This is a genomic window from Microbacterium sp. NPDC091662 (genome assembly GCF_044756705.1).
Classification (GTDB): domain Bacteria; phylum Actinomycetota; class Actinomycetes; order Actinomycetales; family Microbacteriaceae; genus Microbacterium.
The window spans coordinates 167,079-191,082 of sequence record NZ_JBIVTM010000001.1 but is presented as its reverse complement, the minus strand read 5'-3'; the positions used below and the strand labels follow the sequence as shown (position 1 = coordinate 191,082).

Here is a 24,004-nt window from a genome sequence, read left to right as displayed (position 1 = left end):
GGGCCTAGTGGCCGTGTCCCGCCTCGTGGCCGTCCTTGCCGTGCTGCGCGGCCCAGGCCTCGGCCTTCGCCGAGTGGCGGTTGGCGACGTTCTTGTACGAGAAGGTCACCAGCCCGAGGAAGGCGAACACGACCGCAGCGATGGCTCCGAAGATCACCGTTTCGAGCGCGACGTTGCCGTGGTGCTCGGTTTCGGCAGCGGCCATCGCGATCTGTGCGACGAGGTTCATCCTGACTCCGTTTCGTGGCGTGCTGTTCGGGATCCTGTGAGGTACAGCGTCCCCCAGTCTAGCCCTCAGCCGCGGGTCTGCCCCGCCCCACGCGCGAGCCATTTCGTGCTGGTCAGCTCGGACAGCCCCATGGGTCCCCGCGCGTGCAGCTTCTGGGTCGAGATGCCGACCTCCGCACCGAATCCGAACTCGCCCCCGTCGGTGAAGCGCGTCGAGGTGTTCACCATGACGACGGCGGAGTCCACCTCGGCGAGAAAGCGTTCCGCATTGCGCGAATCGGTCGTGATGATCGACTCGGTGTGCCCCGTGCTGTAGCGACGGATGTGGTCGAGGGCCTCGTCGAGGGAGTCGACGACCTTGATCGCGATGTCGAGGCTCAGATACTCGGTCTCCCAGTCCTCCTCGACCGCAGGGATCACGTTCGACACCATGCCCGCGACCATGTCGTCACCGTGAATCGCGACGCCCTCGCTCTGCAGCGCACTGGCCACGAGCGGGATGAGTCGCGGAGCCGCTTGCCGATGCACCAGCACGGTCTCCACCGCGTTGCACACGCTCGGGCGCTGCACCTTGGCGTTCACGACGATATCGCTCGCCCAATCGTCCGGGGCCGTCTCGTCGAGGAAGATGTGGACGTTGCCCGCGCCGGTCTCGATGACGGGAACGGTGGACTCCGTGACGACCGCTTCGATGAGCCCGGCGCTCCCCCGCGGAACCAGTACATCGATGAAGCCACGGCCGTGCATGAGAGCCTTCGCCCCCTCGCGGCCGAAGCCGTCGACGGTCTGGATCGCCTCGCTCGTGAGTCCCACGCTCTCCACCGCCCGCCGCATGACATCGACGAGCACCGTGTTCGACTCGCGCGCGGCACTCCCTCCGCGCAGCACGACGGCATTGCCGGAGCGCAGCGCGAGCGCGGCGATGTCGACCGTCACGTTGGGCCGGGCCTCGTAGATGGCTCCGACCACTCCGAACGGCACGCGCACCTGCTCGAGGGCGACGCCGTTGGGCATGCGGTGCCCGCCGACCACCCGGCCGACCGGGTCAGCGAGAGCGGCCACTTCGCGCACGGCGGCGGCGAGGGCAGCCACCCGCGTCTCATCGAGACGCAACCGGTCGATGAGCGACTCGCCGATGCCATCCTCGCGTCCGCGGGCGATGTCCTGAGCATTCGCCTCGATGATGCGCGGCGCGGCATCGAGGAGGGCCACGGCGATCGCTTCGAGCGCCCGGGCCTTGTCATCGCTCGTGAGCGCAGCGGTGGCACGGGAGGCCTCTTTGGCGCGCTCCAGGCGCACCTGCGGGGTCTGGTCGGTCATCCGCCCAGTTTATGAGGTGGCCGGCTCGAACCAGGTTCCTATTTCCGCGCCGGCGAGGGCCTGCGCGACGAGGTCGGCGCTGGTGACCAGAACGCCGATACCGGAAGCCGCCGCGAGGCGCGCCGCCGAGACCTTCGTGGCCGCTCCCCCGGTGCCGACGCTGTTGACGACCGTCGCCCCGAACTCGAGGCCGGTGAGGTCGGCGTCCGGTGCCACCACGTCGATCGGCTCTGCACCGGGATCGGTCGGAGGCTTGGTGTACAGCGACTCGATGTCACTGAGAAGGATGAGCGCATCGGCTTCGATCAACTGAGCGACGAGCGCTCCGAGCCGGTCGTTGTCACCGAAGCGGATCTCCTGCGTCGCGACGGTGTCGTTCTCGTTGACGATCGGGAGGGTGCGCAGCCCGAGCAGGCGCTCCATCGCGCGGCGGGCGTTGGAGCGGGACGTCGGGTTCTCGAGGTCACCGGTCGTGAGGAGCACCTGGCCGGCGACGATGTCGAAGGGACGCAGCGACTCCTGGTAGCGGTACATCAGAATGTTCTGCCCCACGGCGGCGGCGGCCTGCTGGGTCGCCAGGTCGGTCGGGCGGGCGTCCAGGCGCAGGAACGGGATGCCGGAGGCGATCGCACCCGACGACACCAGCACGACCTCGGCACCGCGCGCGTGCGCTGCCGCCAGAGCCTCGACGATGACAGGGATCCGCCACGACGACTCTCCACTGATCGAGGAGGATCCGACCTTCACGACGATGCGAGACGCGGTGGCGAGATCCGCGCGGGTGCGTGCTGTCACTCGCCGTCCTCGCGGTAGGCGGCGAGACGCTGCGTCTCGACCTCGGCACGCGCCTCGGCCTTCGCGTCCATCCGCTCGTAGTACTGCTCGCGTCGCTCCGACGTCGTGCGGCGCGCGTTCGGCGCCAGACGGGGGTCGGTTCCACGGGGCGCACTCATCAGTTCGGCCGCCGAAGTCATGGTGGGCTCCCAGTCGAAGACGATGCTGTCGCCCTCGCCGATCACGACGGTAGAGCCCTGCACCGCACCGAGACGGAAGAGCTCGTCCTCGACGCCGAGCTTCTCGAGTCGGTCGGCGAGATAGCCGACGGCCTCTTCGTTCTGGAAGTCGGTCTGCTGCACCCACCGGACCGGCTTCTCACCCATGATGCGGTAGACGTTTCCGTAGGTGCCACCCTCGACCCGGATGCTGAAGTCCTTCTTCGAACCTCGCGGCCGGATGACGACGCGCTCCGGCGGCGTCTCGAGAGCCGCTTCGGCGCGAGCTTTCTCGACGAGCTCGCCCAGCGCGAAGGTGAGTGGACGCAGACCGTCGTGGGAGACGGTGGAGATCTCGAACACGCGGAATCCGCGGGCCTCGAGATCAGGGCGCACGAGCTCGGCGAGGTCGCGCGCCTCCGGGACGTCGATCTTGTTCAGAGCGATGAACTGCGGGCGCTCCAGCAACGGAGTCTGTCCTTCAGGAACCTCGTAGGCGCCGAGCTCGGCGAGGATGACGTCGAGGTCGGAGATCGGATCGCGACCGGGCTCCAGCGTCGCGCAGTCGAGAACGTGCAGTAGGGCAGAGCAGCGCTCGACGTGGCGGAGGAACTCGAGACCGAGACCGCGGCCCTCGCTCGCGCCCTCGATGAGACCGGGTACGTCGGCGACCGTGTAGCGGAAGTCACCGACCTGCACGACGCCGAGGTTCGGGTGGAGGGTCGTGAACGGGTAGTCGGCGATCTTGGGTCGCGCGGCCGAGATCGCACCGATCAGGCTCGACTTGCCGGCCGACGGATAGCCAACGAGGGCGATGTCGGCGACCGTCTTCAACTCGAGGACGACATCTCCCTCGTGTCCGGGCGTGCCCAGCAGAGCGAAGCCGGGCGCCTTGCGCTTCGGTGTGGCGAGGGCGGCGTTGCCGAGCCCGCCCATCCCGCCCTTGGCGACGACGAACCGCTCGCCGGGGATGATCATGTCGATGAGGACATCGCCCGCGGTGTTCTTCACCACGGTGCCGACCGGGACGGGCAGCTCGAGCGTCTCGCCGAGGAACCCGGAACGGTGGTCGCCCATGCCAGGGCCGCCATTGCCGGAGGAACGGTGCGGCGAGTGGTGGTACGAGAGCAGCGTGCCGGTCTGCGGGTCGGCGACGAGCACGACGTCGCCGCCGTCGCCGCCGTTGCCTCCGTCGGGGCCACCGAGCGGCTTGAACTTCTCGCGGTGCACGGAGACGCAGCCGTTGCCGCCCTTACCCGCACGCAGGTGCAGTGTGACGGTGTCGACGAACGTGACCATTTGCTAGTCCTCTGGGTTGCTGTGCATTTTCGGAGGGTAGATACACGGACGGGGCGAGCCGAAGCCCGCCCCGTCCGGATGCCTAGTGTCGCGCTGTGATCACTCAGCTGCGGCGACGATGTTGACGACCTTGCGGCCGCCCTTCGCGCCGAACTGGACCGCACCGGCGGCCAGAGCGAACAGCGTGTCATCGCCGCCACGGCCGACGTTGACGCCGGGGTGGAAGTGCGTGCCGCGCTGACGGACGATGATCTCGCCGGCGAGGACCTGCTGACCGCCGAAGCGCTTCACGCCGAGGCGCTGAGCGTTGGAGTCACGACCGTTACGGGTTGAGCTTGCGCCCTTTTTATGTGCCATGTCCTAGTCCCCTCGGGCTTACTTGATGCCGGTGATCTTGACGCGCGTGAGCTCCTGACGGTGGCCCTGGCGCTTCTTGTAACCGGTCTTGTTCTTGTACTTCTGGATGATGATCTTCGGGCCGCGGAGGTTGCCGATGACCTCAGCCGTGACCTTGACCTTCGCGAGCGAATCAGCGTCGGTGGTCACCGTGGCGCCGTCGACGAGCAGCACGGCGGCCAGCTCGATCTTCTCGCCCTGGGCAGCCTTGACACGGTCGAGCTGAACGATCGTGCCGACCTCGACCTTCTCCTGCCGCCCACCGGCGCGCACTACTGCGTAAACCACTTCATACCTGTTTCGTTGGGGAGCTCGCGGCTCCGAGATCTCACGGGAAGACTGTTGCTTGCATGCGCCGCAGAACGGCGGGCGCGAACGCAAGGCTCTCCGCTTCGACCGACGAGGACGACGCGGCATACGCACCAAGGGACTACTTTACCGGATGCGGGTCGGTGTCGCAAAGCGGGCCGACTCCGACGCCCCTCGCATCCTGCATCGGGCCGCGCCCGACGGTGCGGACGTAGGCTGGCGAGGTGACCGTACTCGTCGACGAACCCCTCTGGCCCGCCCACGGACGCCTGTGGGCGCACCTGGTCAGCGATGAGAGCCTCGACGAACTGCACGCGTTCGCCCGCGCGAACGACGTCGCCGCTCGCGCGTTCGACCTCGATCACTACGACGTGCCGGAAGAGATCATCCCCCGACTCGTCGCCGCCGGCGCTCAGCATGTGCAGGGCAAGGAGCTGGTGCGCCGGCTGATCGCCTCAGGACTCCGAATCCGCAGCCGCGACCGGCGCTGACGGCTCGTTGTTCACCGAGACGGGTGTACCGGTGAGCGCAGCGGTACTCACCCGACGACGTCCGCGTCCCTGACCGGGGGCCTTCGGCTCCGGAAGGGCGTCGAGGACCGAGTCGAGGAGCTGCTCCGCGGGAGACTTCGGTCCCTTGCGGTCGCCGCGCTTCTTGCGGGCCTTCTTCGGACGCTCGGCGGCCACGGGTGCCTCAGCTGCGACGTCCACCGTCCCGGCGTCCTGAGTGCCCTCCGCCGCCGGAGCGATCGTGGACGCGGCGATCTGCGCGAGGGCCGACTTGGCCCCCTCCGTGATGCTGTGGGTGACGGCGGGAGCGGCCGGAGCGCTCTGGCTCTGCCCGTTTCCGTTGCCGCCGTTGCCTCGCTGACGCCGGCCGCTCTGACCGTTGCCGCCGTTGCTGCTGCCGCCGTTGTTGCTGGAGCGGTGCTTCACGACAGGGTCGTGGTGCACGATGACACCACGACCGGCGCACACTTCGCACGCCTCGCTGAAGGTCTCCAGCAGACCGAGGCCCAGCTTCTTGCGCGTCATCTGCACGAGCCCGAGCGAGGTGACCTCGGCGACCTGGTGCTTCGTGCGGTCGCGGCTCAGGCACTCGACCAGGCGCCGCAGCACGAGATCGCGGTTGGACTCGAGCACCATGTCGATGAAGTCGACGACGATGATGCCGCCGATGTCGCGCAGACGCAGCTGGCGGACGATCTCCTCCGCCGCCTCGAGGTTGTTCTTGGTGACCGTCTCCTCGAGGTTTCCGCCGGAGCCGACGAACTTGCCGGTGTTGACGTCGACGACCGTCATGGCCTCGGTGCGGTCGATCACGAGCGAACCACCCGAGGGCAGCCACACCTTGCGGTCGAGAGCCTTCTCGATCTGCTCCGTGATGCGGAACGCGTCGAATGGATCTGTCTCGTCCTCGTAGGCCTCGACGCGCTCGAGGAGGTCGGGGGCGACGCTCTCCAGGTAGGCGCGGATGGTCTGCTGCGCGTCCTCACCCTGGATGAGCATCTTCGTGAAGTCCTCGTTGAAGACGTCACGGACGATCTTGACGAGCAGGTCGGGTTCGGCGTGCAGGAGTGCCGGCGCCTGCTGGTTCTCGACCTGCTTCTGGATGTGCTCCCACTGCGACGTGAGACGCTGCACGTCGCGGGTGAGCTGGTCTTCGGTCGCGCCCTCGGCCGCGGTGCGGACGATCACGCCGGAGGACTCCGGCAGCACCTCCTTGAGGATGCGCTTGAGACGAGCCCGCTCGTTGTCGGGGAGCTTGCGGCTGATGCCGTTCATCGAGCCGCCCGGCACGTAGACCAGGTAGCGGCCGGGAAGCGAGATCTGGCTCGTGAGACGGGCACCCTTGTGACCGACGGGGTCCTTCGTGACCTGCACGAGAACCCGATCGCCGGGCTTGAGCGCCAACTCGATGCGACGCGGCTGGTTGCCGGTCTCGACACCGTCCCAGTCGACCTCACCGGAGTAGAGCACGGCGTTTCGCCCGCGACCGATGTCGACGAATGCGGCCTCCATGCTGGGAAGGACGTTCTGCACGCGGCCCAGGTAGACGTTTCCGATGAGCGACGCGTCCTGGTTGCGGGCGACATAGTGCTCGACGAGCACGCCGTCCTCGAGGACGCCGATCTGGGTGCGGCCGTTCTTGGACCGGACGACCATCTTGCGATCGACGGATTCACGGCGTGCGAGGAACTCGGCCTCGGTCACGACGGGGCGGCGACGGCCGGCGTCACGGCCGTCGCGGCGACGCTGCTTCTTCGCCTCGAGACGAGTCGACCCCTTGATCGCCTTCGGCTCGGTGATGTATTCGACGACACGCTGACGCTGACGCGGCTCCTCGCGCTGGTCGTCGCCCTCGGATCCGCCGCGGCGGCGACGGCCACGGCCTCGGCCCGCTGCATCGTCCTGCGCCTGCTCGCGCTCGGCGATCCGGTCGAAGATGCGCTCGCGACCCGGACGTGCGGGCAGCGGCACGATCTCGGGCGCGTAGAAGTGGAGCTGCGTGGAGACCTGAGAGACGAAGACCTCGGGAAGCAGACCGAGCGACACCGCGGTCACCGGTGCCGGAGCCTCGGGAACAGCCGGGGCTTCCTTCGAGGCGGTCTCTTCGACGCCCTCCTGCGCCGCGGGCGTCTCTGCGGGTTTCTCCTCTGCAGCAGCCTCCTCGATGATCGCCTCGGCGACCACCTCGACGTCGGCATCAGACGAGACCTCGGTCGGCGTCTCGGCGTCGGCGCGCACGGCTTCGGGAGCCGCAGCTTCCGGCGTCGCATCCTCGGAGGATTCCTCTGCGACAGCGGCTTCTGCCTTCGCTTCGGCTTCCGCCTCGGCGACGGCGACCGCGACGGACTCGGCCGCGGCAGCAGCGTCGTCGGCAGCAGCCGCAGCGTCATCGGCAGCGGCGTAGCCTGCGGCGACGTCGTCGGCGGCAGCGTCCTCCGCGACCTCTGCGGCATCAGAGAGCTCGTCGCCCTCGTCCGACGACCCTGCGAGGTCGTCCGCGTCGGGAGCGATGGGCTCCGTCAGCTCTCCCGCGGCGTCAGCCGGGAAGTCGAGGGTAGGGGCGTTGTTGTCATTGTTCTCATCGGCCATCTCTGGCTTACTCCCTGCACGGGACACTCGGTGTTCCGTGAAATCTCATGCGGTACCCGCGGGTTCCGCGAACTCACTCGGTTTGCGACCGGCTCATGGCTCTGATCGCGTGGGGCATTGGACCCCGAAGTCTGCTCGATGCGTGTCGCGGCAACGCCGTTCATCGCATCACAGGCCATTATCGCACCAAGTCACTCCGTTCGCGGCATCCCGCTTCCCTCGCCGCGTTTTTCTCCGGCCTGTTCTCGCCGCATCCATAGCAGTCGCTGGGATAATCCCCAGTATGAGCGAGCAGCGCACCCGCCCCGTCATCTACGCCGTCTGGCTGATCATCGCGAGCGTGGTGGGCTGGTTCGCCGCCTTCCAGCTCACGATCGAGAAGTTCGTCCTGGCCGCCAACCCCGACGCCGTACTGAGCTGCAACGTGAGCGTGATGATCCAGTGCGGGAAGAACCTCGAATCCTGGCAGGGCGCGGTCTTCGGCTTCCCGAACCCGATCCTCGGGATCGCGGGATGGATGGCGCCGCTGTTCGTCGGCGTCGCTCTGCTTGCGGGTTCCCGTTTCCCACGCTGGTTCTGGCTCACCTTCGGCGCCGGGGTCACCTTCGCCTTCGGCCTCGTGTGCTGGCTGATCTGGCAGAGCATCTACGCCCCCAACCTCGGTGTCCTCTGCCCCTGGTGCATGCTCACCTGGTCGGTCACCATCCCCACGTTCTTCGCGACGATGCTGCATCTCACCCGCAACGGCACTTTCACGAGCAACGAGAAGACGAAGGCGTGCGCGGAGAGGCTCATGGCGTGGGTTCCGCTGGCGACGATCCTCGCGTATGCCATCGTGATCCTGCTCGCCCAGCTGCGCGGCCTCGACCTCCTCGGCGAAGTCATCGGCATGATCTTCTGAACCCGCCGCTTCGCCACCTGAACACCGAGACGACGAAAGCCCGCCCGCCGAGAATCGGCGGGCGGGCTTTTCGCGTGCGGACGGTTTCTCAGTCGAACCAGATACCGAGCTCGCGTGCGGCCGACTCGGGACTGTCCGAGCCGTGCACGAGGTTCTGCTGCACCTTGAGGCCCCAGTCGCGACCGAAGTCGCCACGGATCGTGCCGGGAGCAGCGGTCGTCGGGTCGGTGGTGCCCGCGAGCGAGCGGAAGCCCTCGATCACACGGTTGCCCGCGAGACGGATGGCGACCGACGGGCCCGAGAGCATGAACTCCAGCAGCGGCTCGTAGAACGGCTTGCCCTCGTGCTCTGCGTAGTGGGCGGCGAGCAGATCCCGGTCGGGCTCCACCAGGCGGATGTCGACGAGGGAGTATCCCTTCGCCTCGATGCGGGCGAGGATCGTGCCGGTGAGGCCGCGAGCGACACCATCGGGCTTGACGAGGACGAGGGTTTCTTCGGTGGCCATGTCATTCACTCTCTGTCTGAGTCTCGGTCGTGGGCTCGGCAGGGCGTCGTGCGTCCAATCGGGCCCCTCCGATGGTCGCATACGCCCACATGCCGCCGAAAATCAGGACGACGAGCAGGATGGAAGGGACGAAGAACGCCGACAGCGCGACGAGGGCTTGGACGACCCACCCGGCGGTGAGCGCCCATGGTTTCGTGATCATCCCGGCGATGGCGATGCAGGCGAGCGCGAGCACGGCGCCGGCGACGATCGCCCACCATTGCTCGATCCCGTCTGGCAGCTGGCGCAGCCCGAAGATCGTCAAGCCCACGAGGAAGACCACGATGGCCTCGAACCCCAGCACGACCGGGGCGAGCTTCTGCACCAGGGTGCGCTGCGGGCGCGGTCGGTGGGCCGGTGTCGCATCGGCGCTCATGCGCGCCACCCCGCCTTCCAGTCCTCGTCCTGTGCCAGTGCGATCGCCTCTCCGGCGAGCACAACGGAGCCCGCGATGATGACCGCGCGTCGATCAGAGGATGCGGCCCACTCGCGCGCGGCGTCGGCGGCATCGGCGAGCGAGTGGTGCACGGTCGCCCGCTGTCCGGTCTGCTCGACGAGGTCGGCGATCGCATCCGCGTCACTCGCACGATCCGAATCCGGGGCGGTGGCGAACACGTGCGCCGCCCCCGGCGCCAGTTCGGCGACGATGCCCGCGGCATCCTTGTCGGCGAGCACGCCGAGCACCAGACCCCACTCGTCGAAGTCGAAACTGTCGTCCAGAGCCTGCGCGAGTGCCTTGGCGCCATGCGGGTTGTGTGCCGCGTCGACGATCACGGTCGGAGCGATGCCGAGCAGCTGCAGCCGACCGGGCGAGGTGCTCTCCTGCAGACCCGCGGTGACGATGTCAGCGGCGATGCGCTGCGTGGCCCCGCCGATGAGCGACTCGACCGCTGCGACCGCGAGGGCGGCGTTGTGCCCCTGATGCGCGCCGTACAGCGGCAGGTACTCCTCGGTGTACTCCCCCGCCAGACCGCGGATCGTGAGCAGCTGCCCGCCGACCGCGAGCTTCTGCTCGGTGAGGCCGAACTCCTCGCCCTCGAACGCGATCGTCGCGTTGCGCTCCGCCGCCACCCGACGCAGTACCTCGGCCGCCTCGGCGGGCTGCTGGGCGGACACCACGGCCGCGCCCTCCTTGATGATCCCGGCTTTGACCTCGGCGATCTCGGCGATCGTGCTGCCGAGACGGTCGGCATGGTCGATGTCGATCGGCGCGAACACCGCGACGTCGCCGTCGGCGGTGTTCGTGGAGTCCCACTCGCCGCCCATACCGACCTCGAGCACCAGCACGTCGATCGGCGCATCGGCCACCGCGACGAACGCGAGCACCGTCAGCAGCTCGAAGAACGTCAGCGGAGCGTCACCCGCCGCCTCCAGCTCGGCGTCGACGATGTCGACGAACGGCTCGATCTCGTCCCACGCGTCCGCCACGGCTTCATCGGCGATGGGCTCGCCGTCGATCATGATGCGCTCGGTGAAGCGCTCCAGGTGCGGACTGGTGAAGAGTCCCGTGCGCAGATCGTGCGCGCGCAGCAGGCTCTCGATCATCCGCGCGGTCGACGTCTTGCCGTTCGTTCCCGTGATGTGCACGACACGATAGGTGCGCTGCGGGTCGTCGAGGAACGCGAGGATGCGCGCGGTGCGCTCCTTGCGGGGCTGCACCCAACGCTCTCCGGCGCGGCTCAGGAGGACCTCGTAGACGGCATCCGCCCTGTCTTTGTCGCTCATGCTCCCGCTCCCTTCCTGGTGACGGCGATCGTGAAGTCGCCGGCGTTCGCGTACGTGCCGGCGGGGATGACCGCGGAGAACTCGGGCGTCACTCCCCCGGCGGCGGCGAGAACGGCCCCGTGTCCGAAGATCGAATCTCCCTGCGCATCGATCACGTAGTACTCCTCGGCGAGGGTCTCCGCAGCGATGCCGGCCAGGTCGAACGCCGTGACGACGGCCCGGGTGTCGGCGTCGTCCTGGAACCGGAGGACGAGCGTGATGCGGTCGCTGACGTCGAAGTCGGCGTTCTTGCGGGTCTCCTGCACGGCGCGGATCACATCGCGCGCGAGCCCCTCGGCCTCCAGCTCCGGGGTGGTGGTGGTGTCGAGCAGCACGAAACCGCCGGTCGGGACGATGGCCAGGGCCTCCCCCTCCGGGCGACCCGTCGTCTCGAGCACGAGCTCGTACTCGGACGGCTCCAGGACGATGCCGCCCGCCGTCACGACGCCGGACACCTCGCTCCAGTCGCCCGAACGCGCGGCCTGGATCGCCTTCTGCACATCCTTGCCGAGGCGCGGTCCGGCCGCGCGGGCGTTGACGCTGAGGCGGTGGGCGATGCCGTACTCCGCTGCCGTGTCATCGGCGAGTGCGACGAGCTCCACCGACTTCACGTTGAGCTCCTCACGGAGGATGTCCTCGAACTGGCCGAGCGACGCGGCGAGCGGCGACACCACCGTGAAGCGGGCGAGCGGGAGCCGCACGCGCAGCTTCTCCTTCTTGCGCAGCGCGTTGCCGACACTCGACAGCTCGCGCACCGCATCCATCGCGTCACGGATCTCATCCGCTGCGGGGAACTGCGCATCGTCGGGCCAATCGGTCAGGTGCACGCTGCGCCCGCCGGTCAGGCCCTGCCACACGCGCTCGCTGACGAGCGGCACGAGAGGCGCCGCCACGCGGGTGAGCGTCTCGAGCACCGTGTAGAGGGTGTCGAAGGCCTCGCGGCTCTTCGGGTCTTCCGTCACGCCGGTCCAGAAGCGGTCGCGCGAGCGGCGGATGTACCAGTTGGTCAGCACCTCGGCGAAGTCGCGCAGACGCGCGGACGCGGTGGTGGAGTCCAGTCCCTCCAGATCGACGCGCACCTCGCGGACGAGGTCGCCGAGGCGGGCGAGGATGTAGCGGTCGAGCACATCCGTGGAGTCGGTGCGCCATTCGGCCTCGTAGCCCCCGGCGCCCGACGCGTTGGCGTACGTGGCGAAGAAGTACCACGAGTTCCACAGCGGCAGCAGGAACTCGCGGACACCCGAGCGGATGCCCTCCTCGGTGACGGCGAGGTTCCCCCCGCGCAGCACCGAGCTCGACATCAGGAACCAGCGCATCGCGTCTGAGCCGTCGCGGTCGAGCACCTCGGATACGTCCGGATAGTTGCGCAGCGACTTCGACATCTTGTAGCCGTCGCTGCCGAGCACGATGCCGTGGCAGCTGACGCCCGTGAATGCCGGACGGTCGAACAGGGCCGTCGACAGCACATGCATGACGTAGAACCAGCCGCGCGTCTGACCGATGTACTCGACGATGAAGTCGGCCGGCGAGTGCGAGTCGAACCACTCCTGGTTCTCGAACGGGTAGTGCACCTGGGCGTAGGGCATCGAGCCCGAGTCGAACCACACGTCGAAGACGTCTTCGATGCGACGCATCGTGCTCTTGCCGGTGGGGTCGTCCGGGTTCGGACGTGTCAGGTCATCGATGTAGGGACGGTGCAGATCGATCTCACCCTCGGGGTTGCGCGGCAGCGAGCCGAAGTCGCGCTCGAGGTCTTCCAGAGACCCGTAGGCGTCGACGCGCGGGTACTCCGGGTCGTCGCTCTTCCAGATCGGGATCGGCGAGCCCCAGTAGCGGTTGCGGCTGATCGACCAGTCGCGCGCGCCCTCGAGCCACTTGCCGAACTGTCCGTGCTTGACGTTCTCCGGCACCCATGTGATCTGCTCGTTGTTCGCGAGCATGTCGTCCTTGATGTCCGTCACGCGGATGAACCAACTCGACACGGCCTTGTAGATCAGAGGGTTCCGGCAGCGCCAGCAGTGCGGGTAGGAGTGCTCGTAGCTCTGCAGGCGCACCAGTCGACCGTTCTCACGGATCAGGCGCACGATCGGCGTGTTCGCGTCCATCCACAGCTGGCCCGCGACGTCGGTGACGTTCGGGAGGAACTTCCCGCCGTCGTCGAGCGACAGGATCGTCGGGATCCCGGCCCCACCGGCGACCCGCTGATCGTCCTCACCGTAGGCCGGAGCCTGGTGGACGATGCCGGTGCCGTCGCTGACCGTGACATAGTCGTCGACGAGGATGCGCCAGGCGTTCTCGGTGCCGTAGGTCTCGGTGTCGGCGTAGTAGTCGAACAGGCGGTCGTAGGTGACGTCCTGCAGCTCGGCGCCACGCACCGTCGCGTCGACCGCGGCGAGCGCATCCTCGGTGCTCTCGTAGCCGAGGTCCTTGGCGTAGCCGCCCAGCAGCTCACGCGCCAGCAGGTAACGGTGCGCGGAGGCCTCGATCGCCGCATCCGTGGTCCCCGCCGCCTGGTGCACGTCAGCCGCACCGTTCGGGCCGGCAGCGAGCACCACGTACTCGATGTCCGGGCCCACGGCGAGCGCGAGGTTGGTCGGCAGGGTCCAGGGCGTGGTCGTCCAGGCGAGGGCGCGCACGCCGGTGAGGCCGAGCGCCTCGGCCTTGGCTCCCGTCAGCGGGAAGGTCACCGTCACGGAGGGGTCCTGACGCATCTGGTACACGTCGTCGTCCATGCGCAGCTCGTGGGCGCTGAGCGGGGTCTCGTCGCGCCAGCAGTACGGCAGCACGCGGTATCCCTCATAGGCGAGGCCCTTGTCGTACAGGGTCTTGAACGCCCAGAGGACGCTCTCCATGTAGCCGAGGTCGAGCGTCTTGTAGCCGCGGTCGAAGTCGACCCAACGGGCCTGACGGGTGACGTAGTCCTGCCACTCGTGCGTGTACGCCAGCACCGAGCTCTTCGCCTTCGCGTTGAAGACGTCGATGCCCATCTCCTCGATCTCGGCCTTCTCGGTGATCCCGAGCTGCTTCATCGCCTCGAGCTCTGCGGGCAGTCCGTGCGTGTCCCAACCGAAGACGCGGTCGACCTTATGGCCGGTCATGGTCTGGAAGCGCGGGAACACATCCTTGGCGTATCCGGTGAGCAGGTGGCCGTAGTGGGGCAGGCCGTTCGCGAACGGCGGGCCGTCGTAGAACACCCACTCGGGCGCGCCCTCACGCTGCTCGATCGAGGCGCGGAAGGTGTCGTCGTTCTTCCAGAACGCGAGCACCTCCTCCTCGATCTGCGGGAAGCGGGGGCTGGGTGCGACGGAGTCGGCGGCGGGGCCGAAGGAGGAACGGGGGTAGGTCATCGTGTCTCGCAGTGGTCGTCGTGGCGGATGCTCCTGCGAGGACGACCCTCGCGGACCGCGGTACCACCTCGCGTGCCGCGCCGTGCGACGCGACCACTCTCACTGCGGCTGTGACGGGCCTGCCCCGCTCGGTTCTACTGAGCAGCACCCGAGGGTGCTGCCGTTCTTCCGAGAGCTCCCCGGTGATGGCCGGATCGATGCTCTTGCCTCCAGTGTACGCGTGCGCGTCCTCTCAGGACGCCCCCTCCCCTCTCCGGCGCCCAGCCCCCGCTCTCGGTACGCGATGTCGTCGGCGCGCCCTACGCTCAGACCATGGCCCGCACCCCCGAGTCCCCCGCTCCTCCCCGCATCACCGCTCCCGACCTCCCACCCATGCTCGAGCCCGCTGTCCCCTCACGCAGCACCGACCTGATCGCCGCGCGGCTCGACCTGAGCGGCACCGTCGATCTCGCCTACTCGACGCTCGAGCAATGCGTCGTGAGCGCCGACGCCGACGCGGTCGACCTCACGGGAGCGACGGTCGTCGACGTCGACATGTCGGGCGTGCGCATCGCCTCGCTCCGCATGCGCGATGCCGGCGTGCGGCGGGTGCGGATCAGCGGAGGCCGCATCGGCACGCTCGACCTGAGCGAGACACGCATCTCGGAACTCGACCTGCATGATGTGCGCATCGACTACCTGAACCTCGGTGCCGCGAAGGTCACCGATCTCGAGATCTCCGGCTGCACCATCCGCACGATCGACATGCCGCAGGCCGAGCTCACGCGTGCGAGATTCACCGCCACGTCGACCGACGAGGTCGATTCGCGGGGCATGCGGGCGAAAGACCTCGACCTGCGCGGTCTCGACGCCGTCGCCTTCCTCGACGCGAACAGCCTTCGCGGCGCGACTCTCACGTCGTTCCAGGTGCAGCAGCTCGCCCCGGTGATCGCGGCGGGCATCGGCATCCAGATCAAGGACTGACGACGGATCAGGGGTGGGCAGGGCCGCTCGCCGCGAGCAGTTCGCGTGTGAACGCATGCTGCGGCGTCGCGAACACCTCTGCAGTGGCGCCCTGCTCGACGATGCGTCCGTCCTGCATCACGAGCACCTCGTCGGCGACCGCTCCGACCACATCGAGGTCATGGGAGACGAGGATCATCGTCAGCTGCCGTTCCTGCTGCAGCCGAGCGAGCAGCCGCAGCACCCGCTCCCGCACCGACGGGTCGAGCGCCGAGACGGGTTCGTCGAGAACCAGCACCTCCGGGTCGGCGGCGAGAGCGCGGGCGATGGCCGCCCGCTGCCGCTGACCGCCGGAGAGCGCGCTCGGACGCCGATCGGCGAGCTCCGGGGCGAGGTCGACCTCGGCGAGGAGCCGGGTGACGCCCGCAGCACGCTGAGCGCGCGGCACTCCACCCGCTTCCAGCCCCTCCCGCAGCGAGCGGCCGATCGTCCAGCGCGGATCGAACGCTCCGAGCGGATTCTGGTGCACGAGCTGCACCCGGCGCTCCGCCGTCCACCGCAGGGTTCCCGTGTCCGGCGCATCCACTCCGACGATCATGCGGGCGAGTGTGGTCTTGCCGGAGCCCGACTCCCCCACGATGCCGAGTGTCTGTCCGTCCTGCACCGTGAACGAGGCATCGACGACCGCGGGCACCGCGTCGAAACTCCGCGACACGTCGCGGGCGATCAGCACCGGAACGGAATCCGTGGGGGCTGAGGCCCGAGGTTCGTGGATCGTGGCGGCGATGAGCTGCTTCGTGTACTCATGCCGAGGGTTCTCGAGCACTTCGGCCACGGGGCCCGACTCCACGACGACCCCGCCCCTCATCACCATGACCCGATCGGCGATCCGTCGGACGGCCGCGAAGTCGTGACTGATGAACACGAGCGCCGTTCCCGCATCGGTGATCTCGCGCAGCAGCGCCAGGATCCGCGCCTGAACGGTCGCATCGAGAGCGGTCGTCGGCTCATCGGCCACCAGCACGGCCGGAGCCGCGGCGAGCGCGGAGGCGATCAGGGCGCGCTGCCGCAGACCGCCGGAGAGTTCGTGCGGGTGCTGTCGCGCACGGCGGTCGGGGTCCGGCATCCACACCCGCCCGAGAAGATCGCGAACGCGCGCCGCCTGCGCTGCACGTCCCCGCACGAGTCGATGAAGCTGCAGCGGCTCGGCGACCTCAGCCCCGATCCGTCGCAGGGGGTCGAGCGAGACCAGCGCGTCTTGGGAGACGAGCGCGATCGCGGCTCCCCGCACCTGTCGCCACGCACGTTCAGAGAGCCCGGCAGCATCCGTCCCGTCCACAAGGAACCCGTCCAGCGAGACATCGGCGTCCACAGGAGTCAGCCCCAACAGCGCACGGGCCGTGAGCGACTTGCCCGCGCCGGACTCCCCCACGATCGCGATGCACTCACCGCGGTCGACGGTGAAGGACACGTCATCCACGACCGGTTGACCGCCGAACGCGATCCGCAGCCCTCGCACGTGCAGTGCAGCGCTCATGAGGTCCTCCCGTCTCCGCGGGCGCGCAGGATGCGCCCCACGACGGTCACCGACACCACGGTGAGCGTGATCGCGATCCCGGGGAACAGCGAGATCCACCAGGCCTGTCCCAGCACGTTGCGCCCCCCGGCGAGCATCAGCCCCCACTCCGGCGTCGGTTCCGACGGGCCCAGCCCGAGGAAGCTGAGTCCGGCGGCGGCGAGGATGCTCGACCCGACGCCGATGGTCGCGAGCACGCTCAACGCGCCGAGCACACCCGGCATCACATGGCGCGTGAACGCGCGCATCCGCGGCACCCCGAGGATGCGCGCCGCCTCGACGTGTTCGGCGACGCGCAGAGTCTGCGTCTGCACGCGCGCCAGCCGGATGTAGACGGGCAGGGCGGCCAGGGTCACCGCGATCGCGATGTTCACAGGCCCGGGGCCCAGCACGGCGATGACGACCAGCGCGACGAGGAACTCGGGGAACGCCATCAGCACGTCGTTCACGCGCATCACGGTGGTATCGACGCCCCGCGGAGCGACGCCGGCGAGCGCGCCGACGACGAGTCCGCCGACGAGCGCCACCCCTGTGGCGAAGAGCCCGATCCCCAGCGAGCGTGCTGCACCGTAGACGACCCGCGAGTACACGTCGCGCCCGCTCTGGTCGGTGCCGAACAGATGCTCGGCGCTCGGCGGGAGCAGGGCGGAGCGGACGTCGGTCTGGAGAGGATCGTGCGTGGCGAGGACGCCGGGCCAGAGCGCCGCGAACGCGATCACCGCGAGAACGGCCACCGATGCCCAGAGCAGCACCCGCTGCGCGCGCCTCATCGGAGGGGCCCCGGACGGACGGCGCTCGTGCGGGCAGGGCGGGCCCGCGCGGCGTGGATGCGCGGGTCGATCAGCGGATGCACGAGTTCGACGATGAGGTTCACCGCAACGAAGACCAGGGCGCTCAGCAGGATGATGCCCGTGATGACCGGCAGGTCGCGGTCACTGATCGCCGCAAGCGTCACACGGCCGAGCCCAGGACGGGCGAACACGGTCTCCACCAGCACCGCACCTCCGAGCACGGATCCCGTGAGGTAGGCGGCGAGCGTGACGGCAGAAGCGGCACCGTGGCGCAGCCCGTGCCGCAGGGTGAACCACGACGGACTCGCACCACGCGCTCGCACCGTCTCGGCGAAAGGCATCCGCTCCGCCTGTGTCAGCCCGTCGCGCAGCACCTGGCTGAGCAGAGCGGCCACGGGGAGCGCGAGGGTGATCGCCGGCAGCACGATCGTGGCGGGATTTCGGGCGCCGGACACCGGGAACCAGCCCAGTCCGAAGGCGAAGACGCTCAGCAGGACCAGCCCGATCCAGAAGACCGGGGAGGAGAGCACCACCAGCTCGACCGCCGCCGCGACCGTCCGCCCCGCCCTGCCTCGAACGAGCACCGCCACGGACAGCGCGAGCACCAGGGCGATCACGAGGGCGAGCACCGACAGTTGAACCGTCGCACCGAGTTGACGCCCGATCACTTCGGTCACGGGCATCCGCAACTGGTACGACTCCCCCAGGTCTCCCCGAGCGAGCTGGCCGATGAAGCCGAGGTACTGCTCGAACGGCGGCCGATCGAGCCCGAGATCGGCTCTGATGCCTTCCTTGACCGCCTCGCTCACCTGCGCCTGGGGGCCCAGCATCACAGACACCGGATCTCCGGGGATCACCCGGAAAGCGAGGAAGGCGACGGTCGCCGCCCCCCACAGGACGATGACGACGGATGCGGCGAGGCCGGCGATACGGACGAGAGCAGCCTTCACCACTCGTGCCCTCCGCTCAGCCGGCGGTTCAGCCGACGGTCACATCGTAGAACAGCGGTCGACCGTACAGGTCGTACTGCAGTCCCTCGACGCGCTCGCCGACGGCCGTGATCGCCGACGGGCTGTAGAGCGGCACGATCGCCGTGTACGTGGCGTTCCACTGTTGCAGCTGTGTGTAGAGCTCGTTGCGCTCATCCTGGTCGCTGGTCGCGACGGCCTGCTCCAGCAATGCGTCGATCTCGGGATCGCTCACCTGCGACGCATTCTGGAATCCGTCGGTGTGCAGGTGGCTGCGCAGCAGGTCGGGGTCGACGCCCGAGAAGCCCCAGTCGGTCAGATCGAACGTCTTGGGCTCGTACTGCTCGTTGTAGGCACCGGGCTCGAGCACCTCGCGCTCGACCTCGAAGCCGATCCCCTTGAGGTCGGACTGGATCGCGTTGGCGAGAGCGGCGCGGTCGTCCGGGACGGGGGTCCAGGCGATCCAGCGCACCGAGAGCCGCTTGCCGTCCTTCATGCGGATGCCGTCGGTGTCGCGCGCAGTCCATCCCGCCTCGTCGAGGAGGGCATTCGCGGCATCCTGGTCGAATGGCCAGCTGCCCTCGAGCGACGCGTCGTACCCCGGGGTCGTCGAACCGAGGATGCTCCATGCGCGCGGGAACTGGCCGAAGTAGATCTCCTCCACCGCCGCGTCGATGTCGATGCCGCGCGCGAAGGCCTGACGCACCTTCTCGTCAGCGAACACCCCGTACTTCTCGTTCAGGTACAGCGAGTACGGCAGGCCCGGGTACTCGATCGAGTCGACCGTGATGCCCTCGCCGAGATCCTTCGCGAGGTTCGGCGGGATGTTGCTGGCGAGGTCGGCCTCACCGCTCGTCACCACGCCGGTGCGGACCGATGCCTCCGGCTGGATCTCGACACGGAGCGTCTCGAACTTCGGGGCCTTCGCGTCGTGAGGACCCCATGCGTAGTCGTCGTTGCGGGTGTACACGATCTCCTGGTCGGGCGTGTACTCGGTGAGTTCGAACGGACCGGTGCCGACGGTCACGCCGGGCCCGCCCGCCTTGAGCTTGTCCGCGGACTTCTCGAGGACCGCCGGCGAGTAGAAGCCCAGCTGCGGGGTGCTCGCCGCCTGCAGGAACGGCGCGTACGGCTGTGTGAAGGTCACCGTGACCGTGTGGTCATCCACGACTTCGGTGCCCTTGTAGAAATCGGCGCCGAGCATGCTGGATGCCTGGGCCGATGCCGTCTCGGGGTCGACGATGCGGTCGAAGTTGGCCTTGACCGCGGCGGCGTCGAACTTCTCGCCATCCGTGAAGGTCACGTCGTCGCGAAGGACGAACGTGTACTCCGTGCTGTCCGGCGAGACCTCCCAGCTCTTCGCGAGCCACGGGCTGAACGTTCCGTCTTCCTCTTGGAACACCAGCGAGTCGAGCACCGCCCGCTGCACCATGCCGGAGACGTCGAGCTGGCTCACCTGCGGGTCCATGTGACCGGCCGAGAGGTTCGCGCCCTCGATCGACCACACGAGCTCGCCGCCTTCGCTGTCGGAACCGGGAGCCGCGCAGGCGCTGAGCACCAGTGCGGAAGCAGCGGCGAGCGCCGCGAACGGCAGGAGACGACGCACTGATTTTGCGGGCATGACGATTCCTCTGGACGAGCGGGTCGGGATTCCTCCATCCTACGGCCGATTGTTGGACGGGGTCGATCTGCGACGGCCTGCCGGCGCCCCGATGCTCGATAGACTGTTCGGCACAACCCACACTCAGGCACGCTCACACAGTGCCGCATACATCGCTCGAGGAGACCTTCATGCCTGCTTCCGAATCGTCGCAGAACCAGATTCCCGACAAGCCCGTCCTCGAAGGCCTCGAAGCGAAGTGGGACGCCGCCTGGGCGGAGGAGGGCACGTACCTGTTCGACCGCCTTCGTGCGGCGCAGGCCGGCCGCGAGGGCGTGTACTCGATCGACACCCCGCCGCCGACGGCATCGGGCAGCCTGCACATCGGACACGTGTTCTCGTACACGCACACCGACGTGAAGGCCCGCTTCGAGCGCATGCGCGGCAAGACCGTGTTCTACCCGATGGGGTGGGACGACAACGGTCTGCCCACCGAGCGCCGGGTGCAGAACTACTACGGCGTGCGGTGCGACCCCTCGCTCCCCTACACCCCCGACTTCACACCCCCGTTCGAGGGTGGAGACAACAAGTCGAGCCGCGCGGCCGACCAGCAGCCCATCAGCCGCCGCAACTTCATCGAGCTCTGCGAGCGTCTCACCATCGAGGACGAGAAGCAGTTCGAGGCGCTGTTCCGACAGCTCGGACTGAGCGTGGACTGGACGCAGACCTACCGCACGATCTCGGATGACACCATCCGTCAGAGTCAGCTCGCGTTCCTGCGCAACATCGAGCGCGGCGAGGCGTACCAGGCGCTGGCCCCGACACTGTGGGACATCGACTTCCGCTCCGCCATCGCGCAGGCCGAGCTCGAGGACCGCGACCAGCAGGCGGCGTATCACACGATCGAGTTCCCCTTCGCGGACGGCTCTGGATCGATCGCGATCGACACGACCCGCCCTGAGCTGCTCCCCGCGTGCATCGCGATCGTGACGCACCCGGAGGGTCCGCACAAGCACCTCATCGGCACCAAGGTGAAGACACCCTTCTTCGACGCCGAGATCGAGATCCACGGACACCACCTCGCCCAGCCCGACAAGGGCACGGGAGCCGCGATGGTCTGCACCTTCGGCGATGTGACCGACATCATCTGGTGGCGCGAACTGCGCACCACCGAGAACGAGCCGCTGCCGAACATGACGACCATCGGCCTCGACGGGCGTTTCCTGCCCGGGGCGCCGAGCTCCGTCGTGAACCCCGAAGCCGTGACCTGGTATACCGAGGAACTCGCGGGCAAGACGGTCTTCAGCGCACGCAAGGCCATCGTCGAGAAGCTGCAGGCGACCGGCGACATGACCGCCGTCGGCAAGCCCTTCAACCACGCGGTGAAGTTCTTCGAGAAGGGCGACCGTCCGCTCGAGATCGTCTCCACGCGCCAGTGGTACATCCGCAACGGCGCCCGCGACGGCGAACTGCGGGACAAGCTCATCGCCCACGGCGAGGAGCTCTCCTGGCACCCCGAGTTCATGCGCGTGCGCTACGAGAACTGGGTCGGCGGCCTCACAGGCGACTGGCTCGTGTCCCGTCAGCGGTTCTTCGGCGTGCCGATCCCCCTGTGGTACGCGCTCGACGAGAACGGTGAGCGCGACTACGACCGCGTGCTGACTCCCGACACCGCGACGCTCCCGATCGATCCGACCACCGATGTACCGGCGGGCTACTCCGAGGACCAGCGCGGGGTGGCCGGCGGCTTCGATGCCGAGGCCGACATCCTCGACACCTGGGCGACCTCGTCTCTCACCCCGCAGCTCGCCGGCGGCTGGCAGCGCGATGAGGAGCTGTGGCAGCTCACCGCCCCGTTCGACCTGCGTCCGCAGGGTCAGGACATCATCCGCACCTGGCTGTTCTCGACCATGCTGCGCTCGACGCTCGAAGACGACCGCACGCCGTGGCGCAACGCCGCGATCTCCGGCTTCATCGTCGACCCCGACCGCAAGAAGATGTCGAAGTCGAAGGGCAACGTGGTCACCCCGGCCGATGTGCTCGACGCCCATGGCTCGGACGCGGTGCGCTACTGGGCCGCATCGAGCCGTCTCGGCATGGACGCCGCGTTCGATCCGCAGAACCCGACGCAGGTGAAGATCGGTCGCCGTCTGGCGATCAAGGTGCTCAACGCCGCCAAGTTCGTGCTGTCGTTCCCCGTGCCGGACGGCGCACAGGTCACGCATGCTCTCGATGCGTCGATGCTCACCGCACTCGACAGCGTCATCGCCGAGGCGACCAAGGCCTTCGAGCGCTACGACGCAGCGCGTGCCCTCGAGCTCACCGAGGCGTTCTTCTGGACGTTCTGCGACGACTATCTCGAGCTCGTGAAGGAGCGCGCCTACAACCAGGCCGATGTGGGGCAGGCCTCTGCGGCGCTCTCGCTGCGGCTGGCCCTGTCGACGCTGCTTCGCCTGCTGGCTCCCGTTCTGTCGTTCGCGGCAGAGGAATCGTGGTCCTGGTTCGAGGAAGGCTCCGTGCACACCGCCGCCTGGCCCACGCCTCTCGGCATCGACGGCGACCCGGCCGTGCTGGCCGCAGCCAGCGAGGCGCTGATCGGCATCCGTCGCGCGAAGACCGAGGCGAAGGCCTCACAGAAGACTCCGGTCTCACGTGCGGCGATCGCCGCCCCCGCCGCGAAGCTCGACGCCCTCCGCGCGGCGGCCGATGACCTCCGCGCCGTCGGCCGCATCGCCGAGCTCGAGTTCACCGAGGCGGAGGCGTTCGCGGTCACCGCGATCGAGCTCGCCCCGGTCGAGGCCTCCTGATGCAGCTGGGCACGCGCTGGGCCGCGGGGTCCGAAGCTCCGGCCTCGGTCCCCGCGTCCCTCCGACCGGCGATCGCCGAGGTCGAGTCGCGGGGCCTCGCGGGCCACTGGACGCTCACTTGGCTGGAAGGCCGCGCGATCGCAGAGCTCGACGCGGGGTGGGAGGTCTTCCAGACCGCGACCGGAGAGATCGTCGCCCGCCCTTTCGAGGACTGACCCCCGGACGGGACGAGGACACGCCTCAGCGCCGCGTCAGGCCGAGCTGTGCGAGTGCGTGATCGACGGCGCGCGGGTCGTGCTTGCGCGCCTGCTGCTCGCGCAGCAGGTCGAGGGAGATCTCGCGTCTCTCGGCGCGCCGGGAGATGCGGTGTTCGACGTAGGCGGTGAGATGATCGGCGAGTCGCAGCAGCCCGCGTTCGGTCTGCGTCGGAGCCACCAGGTGAAGCGTCGCGCTGGTCATGATTCCTCCACGGTGTCGTCGCTGGATCCGTGCGTCGCCTGTTGCGGCGTCGGCAGGTCGAAGAGTTCGGTGCGGAGCGAGACGCGCCGCACCTCGGGCCCGGTCTGGCCGCGGTAACGCTCGATAGCGCTCTCGACGATGGTCTCGAGCTCCTCGCGCAACGACATGGCCTGCTCCGGCGTCATGTCGAGGTGCGTGGTGATGGTGATCCCCACATCGCCCCAGCCCTCGGGCACCTCGGACTGCGGTCGGTTGAGGTACGACATCAGGGTCTCGTGCCGCAGTCGGAAGAACTCCGACGTCACGATCTGGGCGGCAGCGCGGTTCGCCGGCGAGGTCATCTCGTCAGGGCCGGGCACGTCGATGCGCCCCTTAGGCCGCTCCCACCACCGCTCACGCGCCGTCCCCCGCCCCTCGACCTCGCGGATGAGATCGTGCGCAGCCAGCGCGCGGAGGTGGTAGCTGGTCGACCCGGAGGTCTCCCCCACCAGCGCGGCCAGCGAACTGGCGGTCTGCGGGCCCCGTGCGGCGAGCAGGTCGAAGATCTTCACCCGGAGCGGGTGCGCCAGCGCTTTCAGCGCGCTGGCATCGAGAGTCCTGACCTGCGTCTCGTTCGTCATGCATGCAAAGATACCGTTGCAAAGACTTCTTTGCAAGAGTTTC

The 24,004-nt window shown here is 68.5% G+C and carries 22 protein-coding genes; 5 read left to right on the top strand and 17 right to left on the bottom strand.

All coding sequences use genetic code 11. From position 1 onward, the window contains the following. Positions 1-4 precede the first annotated feature (4 nt). The 6 genes from ACIQLD_RS00935 to rplU form a co-directional block, all read right to left on the bottom strand. The gene (locus ACIQLD_RS00935; protein ID WP_021198522.1) at positions 5-229 is read right to left on the bottom strand and encodes a hypothetical protein; all 225 of its coding nucleotides are present in this window, start codon (positions 227-229) and stop codon (positions 5-7) included. Positions 230-294: 65 nt separating this feature from the next. Next, positions 295-1,548: a glutamate-5-semialdehyde dehydrogenase gene (locus ACIQLD_RS00930; protein WP_402603987.1), complete on the bottom strand. Its 1,254-nt coding sequence runs from the start codon at positions 1,546-1,548 to the stop codon at positions 295-297. A 9-nt stretch (positions 1,549-1,557) separates the two neighbouring features. Next, positions 1,558-2,343, bottom strand: coding sequence for a glutamate 5-kinase (gene proB, locus ACIQLD_RS00925; protein WP_402603985.1), 786 nt, complete (start codon positions 2,341-2,343; stop codon positions 1,558-1,560). Beyond that, positions 2,340-3,839: a GTPase ObgE gene (gene obgE, locus ACIQLD_RS00920; protein ID WP_402603983.1), complete on the bottom strand. Its 1,500-nt coding sequence runs from the start codon at positions 3,837-3,839 to the stop codon at positions 2,340-2,342. The genes proB and obgE overlap by 4 nt, the downstream gene beginning before the upstream one ends. 99 nt (positions 3,840-3,938) lie before the next feature. Further along, on the bottom strand, positions 3,939-4,196 hold the full coding sequence (rpmA, locus tag ACIQLD_RS00915; protein ID WP_028501603.1) for a 50S ribosomal protein L27: 258 nt from the start codon (positions 4,194-4,196) through the stop codon (positions 3,939-3,941). A gap of 18 nt (positions 4,197-4,214) precedes the next feature. Beyond that, positions 4,215-4,523 carry a 50S ribosomal protein L21 gene (gene rplU, locus ACIQLD_RS00910; RefSeq protein WP_028501602.1) on the bottom strand — a complete coding sequence of 103 codons (309 nt, stop codon included), beginning with the start codon at positions 4,521-4,523 and terminating at the stop codon, positions 4,215-4,217. Between the two features lie 245 nt (positions 4,524-4,768). Here rplU and ACIQLD_RS00905 point away from each other — a divergent pair, with 245 nt between their 5' ends. Next, the gene (locus tag ACIQLD_RS00905; RefSeq protein ID WP_402603981.1) at positions 4,769-5,035 is read left to right on the top strand and encodes a DUF4031 domain-containing protein; all 267 of its coding nucleotides are present in this window, start codon (positions 4,769-4,771) and stop codon (positions 5,033-5,035) included. Here the strand turns inward: ACIQLD_RS00905 and ACIQLD_RS00900 are convergent. Further along, a complete protein-coding gene (locus ACIQLD_RS00900; protein WP_402603978.1) occupies positions 5,000-7,642 on the bottom strand; it encodes an Rne/Rng family ribonuclease in 2,643 nt (880 codons plus the stop codon). The genes ACIQLD_RS00905 and ACIQLD_RS00900 overlap by 36 nt on opposite strands. A gap of 283 nt (positions 7,643-7,925) precedes the next feature. Between ACIQLD_RS00900 and ACIQLD_RS00895 the strand changes: the two genes are divergently transcribed. After that, complete coding sequence (locus tag ACIQLD_RS00895; RefSeq protein WP_402603976.1) at positions 7,926-8,543, top strand: vitamin K epoxide reductase family protein; 618 nt, start codon at positions 7,926-7,928, stop codon at positions 8,541-8,543. Between the two features lie 88 nt (positions 8,544-8,631). Here ACIQLD_RS00895 and ndk read toward each other — a convergent pair whose 3' ends face one another. From ndk to ileS, 4 genes are read right to left on the bottom strand one after another with little or no spacing between them, the layout of a single operon-like run. Then, a complete protein-coding gene (ndk, locus tag ACIQLD_RS00890) occupies positions 8,632-9,048 on the bottom strand; it encodes a nucleoside-diphosphate kinase (RefSeq protein WP_402603974.1) in 417 nt (138 codons plus the stop codon). A 1-nt stretch (position 9,049) separates the two neighbouring features. Continuing rightward, positions 9,050-9,463 carry a DUF4233 domain-containing protein gene (locus ACIQLD_RS00885; RefSeq protein WP_402603971.1) on the bottom strand — a complete coding sequence of 138 codons (414 nt, stop codon included), beginning with the start codon at positions 9,461-9,463 and terminating at the stop codon, positions 9,050-9,052. Next, positions 9,460-10,812 carry a bifunctional folylpolyglutamate synthase/dihydrofolate synthase gene (locus tag ACIQLD_RS00880; protein WP_402603969.1) on the bottom strand — a complete coding sequence of 451 codons (1,353 nt, stop codon included), beginning with the start codon at positions 10,810-10,812 and terminating at the stop codon, positions 9,460-9,462. Before ACIQLD_RS00880 ends, ACIQLD_RS00885 begins: the two co-directional genes overlap by 4 nt. Next, positions 10,809-14,198 carry an isoleucine--tRNA ligase gene (gene ileS, locus ACIQLD_RS00875; RefSeq protein WP_402603967.1) on the bottom strand — a complete coding sequence of 1,130 codons (3,390 nt, stop codon included), beginning with the start codon at positions 14,196-14,198 and terminating at the stop codon, positions 10,809-10,811. Before ileS ends, ACIQLD_RS00880 begins: the two co-directional genes overlap by 4 nt. Positions 14,199-14,510: 312 nt before the next feature. Here ileS and ACIQLD_RS00870 point away from each other — a divergent pair, with 312 nt between their 5' ends. Further along, on the top strand, positions 14,511-15,161 hold the full coding sequence (locus ACIQLD_RS00870) for a pentapeptide repeat-containing protein (protein ID WP_402603964.1): 651 nt from the start codon (positions 14,511-14,513) through the stop codon (positions 15,159-15,161). A 7-nt stretch (positions 15,162-15,168) separates the two neighbouring features. Here ACIQLD_RS00870 and ACIQLD_RS00865 read toward each other — a convergent pair whose 3' ends face one another. Genes ACIQLD_RS00865 through ACIQLD_RS00850 form a run of 4 tightly spaced genes read right to left on the bottom strand, consistent with a single transcriptional unit; the run spans position 15,169 to position 20,096 of the window. After that, entirely contained in the window at positions 15,169-16,677 is a 1,509-nt protein-coding gene (locus ACIQLD_RS00865; RefSeq protein WP_402603962.1) for an ATP-binding cassette domain-containing protein, read from the bottom strand. Next, complete coding sequence (locus ACIQLD_RS00860; RefSeq protein WP_402603960.1) at positions 16,674-17,486, bottom strand: ABC transporter permease; 813 nt, start codon at positions 17,484-17,486, stop codon at positions 16,674-16,676. Before ACIQLD_RS00860 ends, ACIQLD_RS00865 begins: the two co-directional genes overlap by 4 nt. Then, positions 17,483-18,460 carry an ABC transporter permease gene (locus ACIQLD_RS00855; RefSeq protein WP_402603957.1) on the bottom strand — a complete coding sequence of 326 codons (978 nt, stop codon included), beginning with the start codon at positions 18,458-18,460 and terminating at the stop codon, positions 17,483-17,485. Before ACIQLD_RS00855 ends, ACIQLD_RS00860 begins: the two co-directional genes overlap by 4 nt. A 25-nt stretch (positions 18,461-18,485) precedes the next feature. Next, positions 18,486-20,096, bottom strand: coding sequence for an ABC transporter substrate-binding protein (locus tag ACIQLD_RS00850; protein WP_402603955.1), 1,611 nt, complete (start codon positions 20,094-20,096; stop codon positions 18,486-18,488). 170 nt (positions 20,097-20,266) lie between these two features. On the opposite strand from ACIQLD_RS00850, the gene valS reads away from it, so the two are divergent. Continuing rightward, entirely contained in the window at positions 20,267-22,882 is a 2,616-nt protein-coding gene (gene valS / locus ACIQLD_RS00845; RefSeq protein ID WP_402603953.1) for a valine--tRNA ligase, read from the top strand. Further along, positions 22,882-23,097, top strand: a complete 216-nt coding sequence (locus tag ACIQLD_RS00840) for a hypothetical protein (protein ID WP_402603951.1) — start codon at positions 22,882-22,884, stop codon at positions 23,095-23,097. Before valS ends, ACIQLD_RS00840 begins: the two co-directional genes overlap by 1 nt. A gap of 25 nt (positions 23,098-23,122) precedes the next feature. On the opposite strand, the gene ACIQLD_RS00835 is transcribed toward ACIQLD_RS00840, so the two are convergent. Both ACIQLD_RS00835 and ACIQLD_RS00830 read right to left on the bottom strand, forming a co-directional pair. After that, positions 23,123-23,341, bottom strand: a complete 219-nt coding sequence (locus tag ACIQLD_RS00835; protein ID WP_402603949.1) for a hypothetical protein — start codon at positions 23,339-23,341, stop codon at positions 23,123-23,125. After that, positions 23,338-23,961: an ArsR/SmtB family transcription factor gene (locus ACIQLD_RS00830; protein WP_402603947.1), complete on the bottom strand. Its 624-nt coding sequence runs from the start codon at positions 23,959-23,961 to the stop codon at positions 23,338-23,340. Before ACIQLD_RS00830 ends, ACIQLD_RS00835 begins: the two co-directional genes overlap by 4 nt. Positions 23,962-24,004: the final 43 nt, after the last annotated feature.

Coding starts and splice junctions, on each gene's coding strand:
- ACIQLD_RS00895 (WP_402603976.1), top strand. CDS start 7,926: ATGAGCGAGCAGCGCACCCGCCCCGTCATCTACGCCGTCTGGCTGATC.
- ACIQLD_RS00840 (WP_402603951.1), top strand. CDS start 22,882: ATGCAGCTGGGCACGCGCTGGGCCGCGGGGTCCGAAGCTCCGGCCTCG.
- ACIQLD_RS00900 (WP_402603978.1), bottom strand. CDS start 7,642: ATGGCCGATGAGAACAATGACAACAACGCCCCTACCCTCGACTTCCCG.
- ileS (WP_402603967.1), bottom strand. CDS start 14,198: ATGACCTACCCCCGTTCCTCCTTCGGCCCCGCCGCCGACTCCGTCGCA.
- ACIQLD_RS00930 (WP_402603987.1), bottom strand. CDS start 1,548: ATGACCGACCAGACCCCGCAGGTGCGCCTGGAGCGCGCCAAAGAGGCC.
- ACIQLD_RS00835 (WP_402603949.1), bottom strand. CDS start 23,341: ATGACCAGCGCGACGCTTCACCTGGTGGCTCCGACGCAGACCGAACGC.
- obgE (WP_402603983.1), bottom strand. CDS start 3,839: ATGGTCACGTTCGTCGACACCGTCACACTGCACCTGCGTGCGGGTAAG.
- ACIQLD_RS00850 (WP_402603955.1), bottom strand. CDS start 20,096: ATGCCCGCAAAATCAGTGCGTCGTCTCCTGCCGTTCGCGGCGCTCGCC.
- ACIQLD_RS00870 (WP_402603964.1), top strand. CDS start 14,511: ATGGCCCGCACCCCCGAGTCCCCCGCTCCTCCCCGCATCACCGCTCCC.
- valS (WP_402603953.1), top strand. CDS start 20,267: ATGCCTGCTTCCGAATCGTCGCAGAACCAGATTCCCGACAAGCCCGTC.
- ACIQLD_RS00935 (WP_021198522.1), bottom strand. CDS start 229: ATGAACCTCGTCGCACAGATCGCGATGGCCGCTGCCGAAACCGAGCAC.
- ndk (WP_402603974.1), bottom strand. CDS start 9,048: ATGGCCACCGAAGAAACCCTCGTCCTCGTCAAGCCCGATGGTGTCGCT.
- ACIQLD_RS00865 (WP_402603962.1), bottom strand. CDS start 16,677: ATGAGCGCTGCACTGCACGTGCGAGGGCTGCGGATCGCGTTCGGCGGT.
- rpmA (WP_028501603.1), bottom strand. CDS start 4,196: ATGGCACATAAAAAGGGCGCAAGCTCAACCCGTAACGGTCGTGACTCC.
- ACIQLD_RS00885 (WP_402603971.1), bottom strand. CDS start 9,463: ATGAGCGCCGATGCGACACCGGCCCACCGACCGCGCCCGCAGCGCACC.
- ACIQLD_RS00830 (WP_402603947.1), bottom strand. CDS start 23,961: ATGACGAACGAGACGCAGGTCAGGACTCTCGATGCCAGCGCGCTGAAA.
- ACIQLD_RS00880 (WP_402603969.1), bottom strand. CDS start 10,812: ATGAGCGACAAAGACAGGGCGGATGCCGTCTACGAGGTCCTCCTGAGC.
- ACIQLD_RS00860 (WP_402603960.1), bottom strand. CDS start 17,486: ATGAGGCGCGCGCAGCGGGTGCTGCTCTGGGCATCGGTGGCCGTTCTC.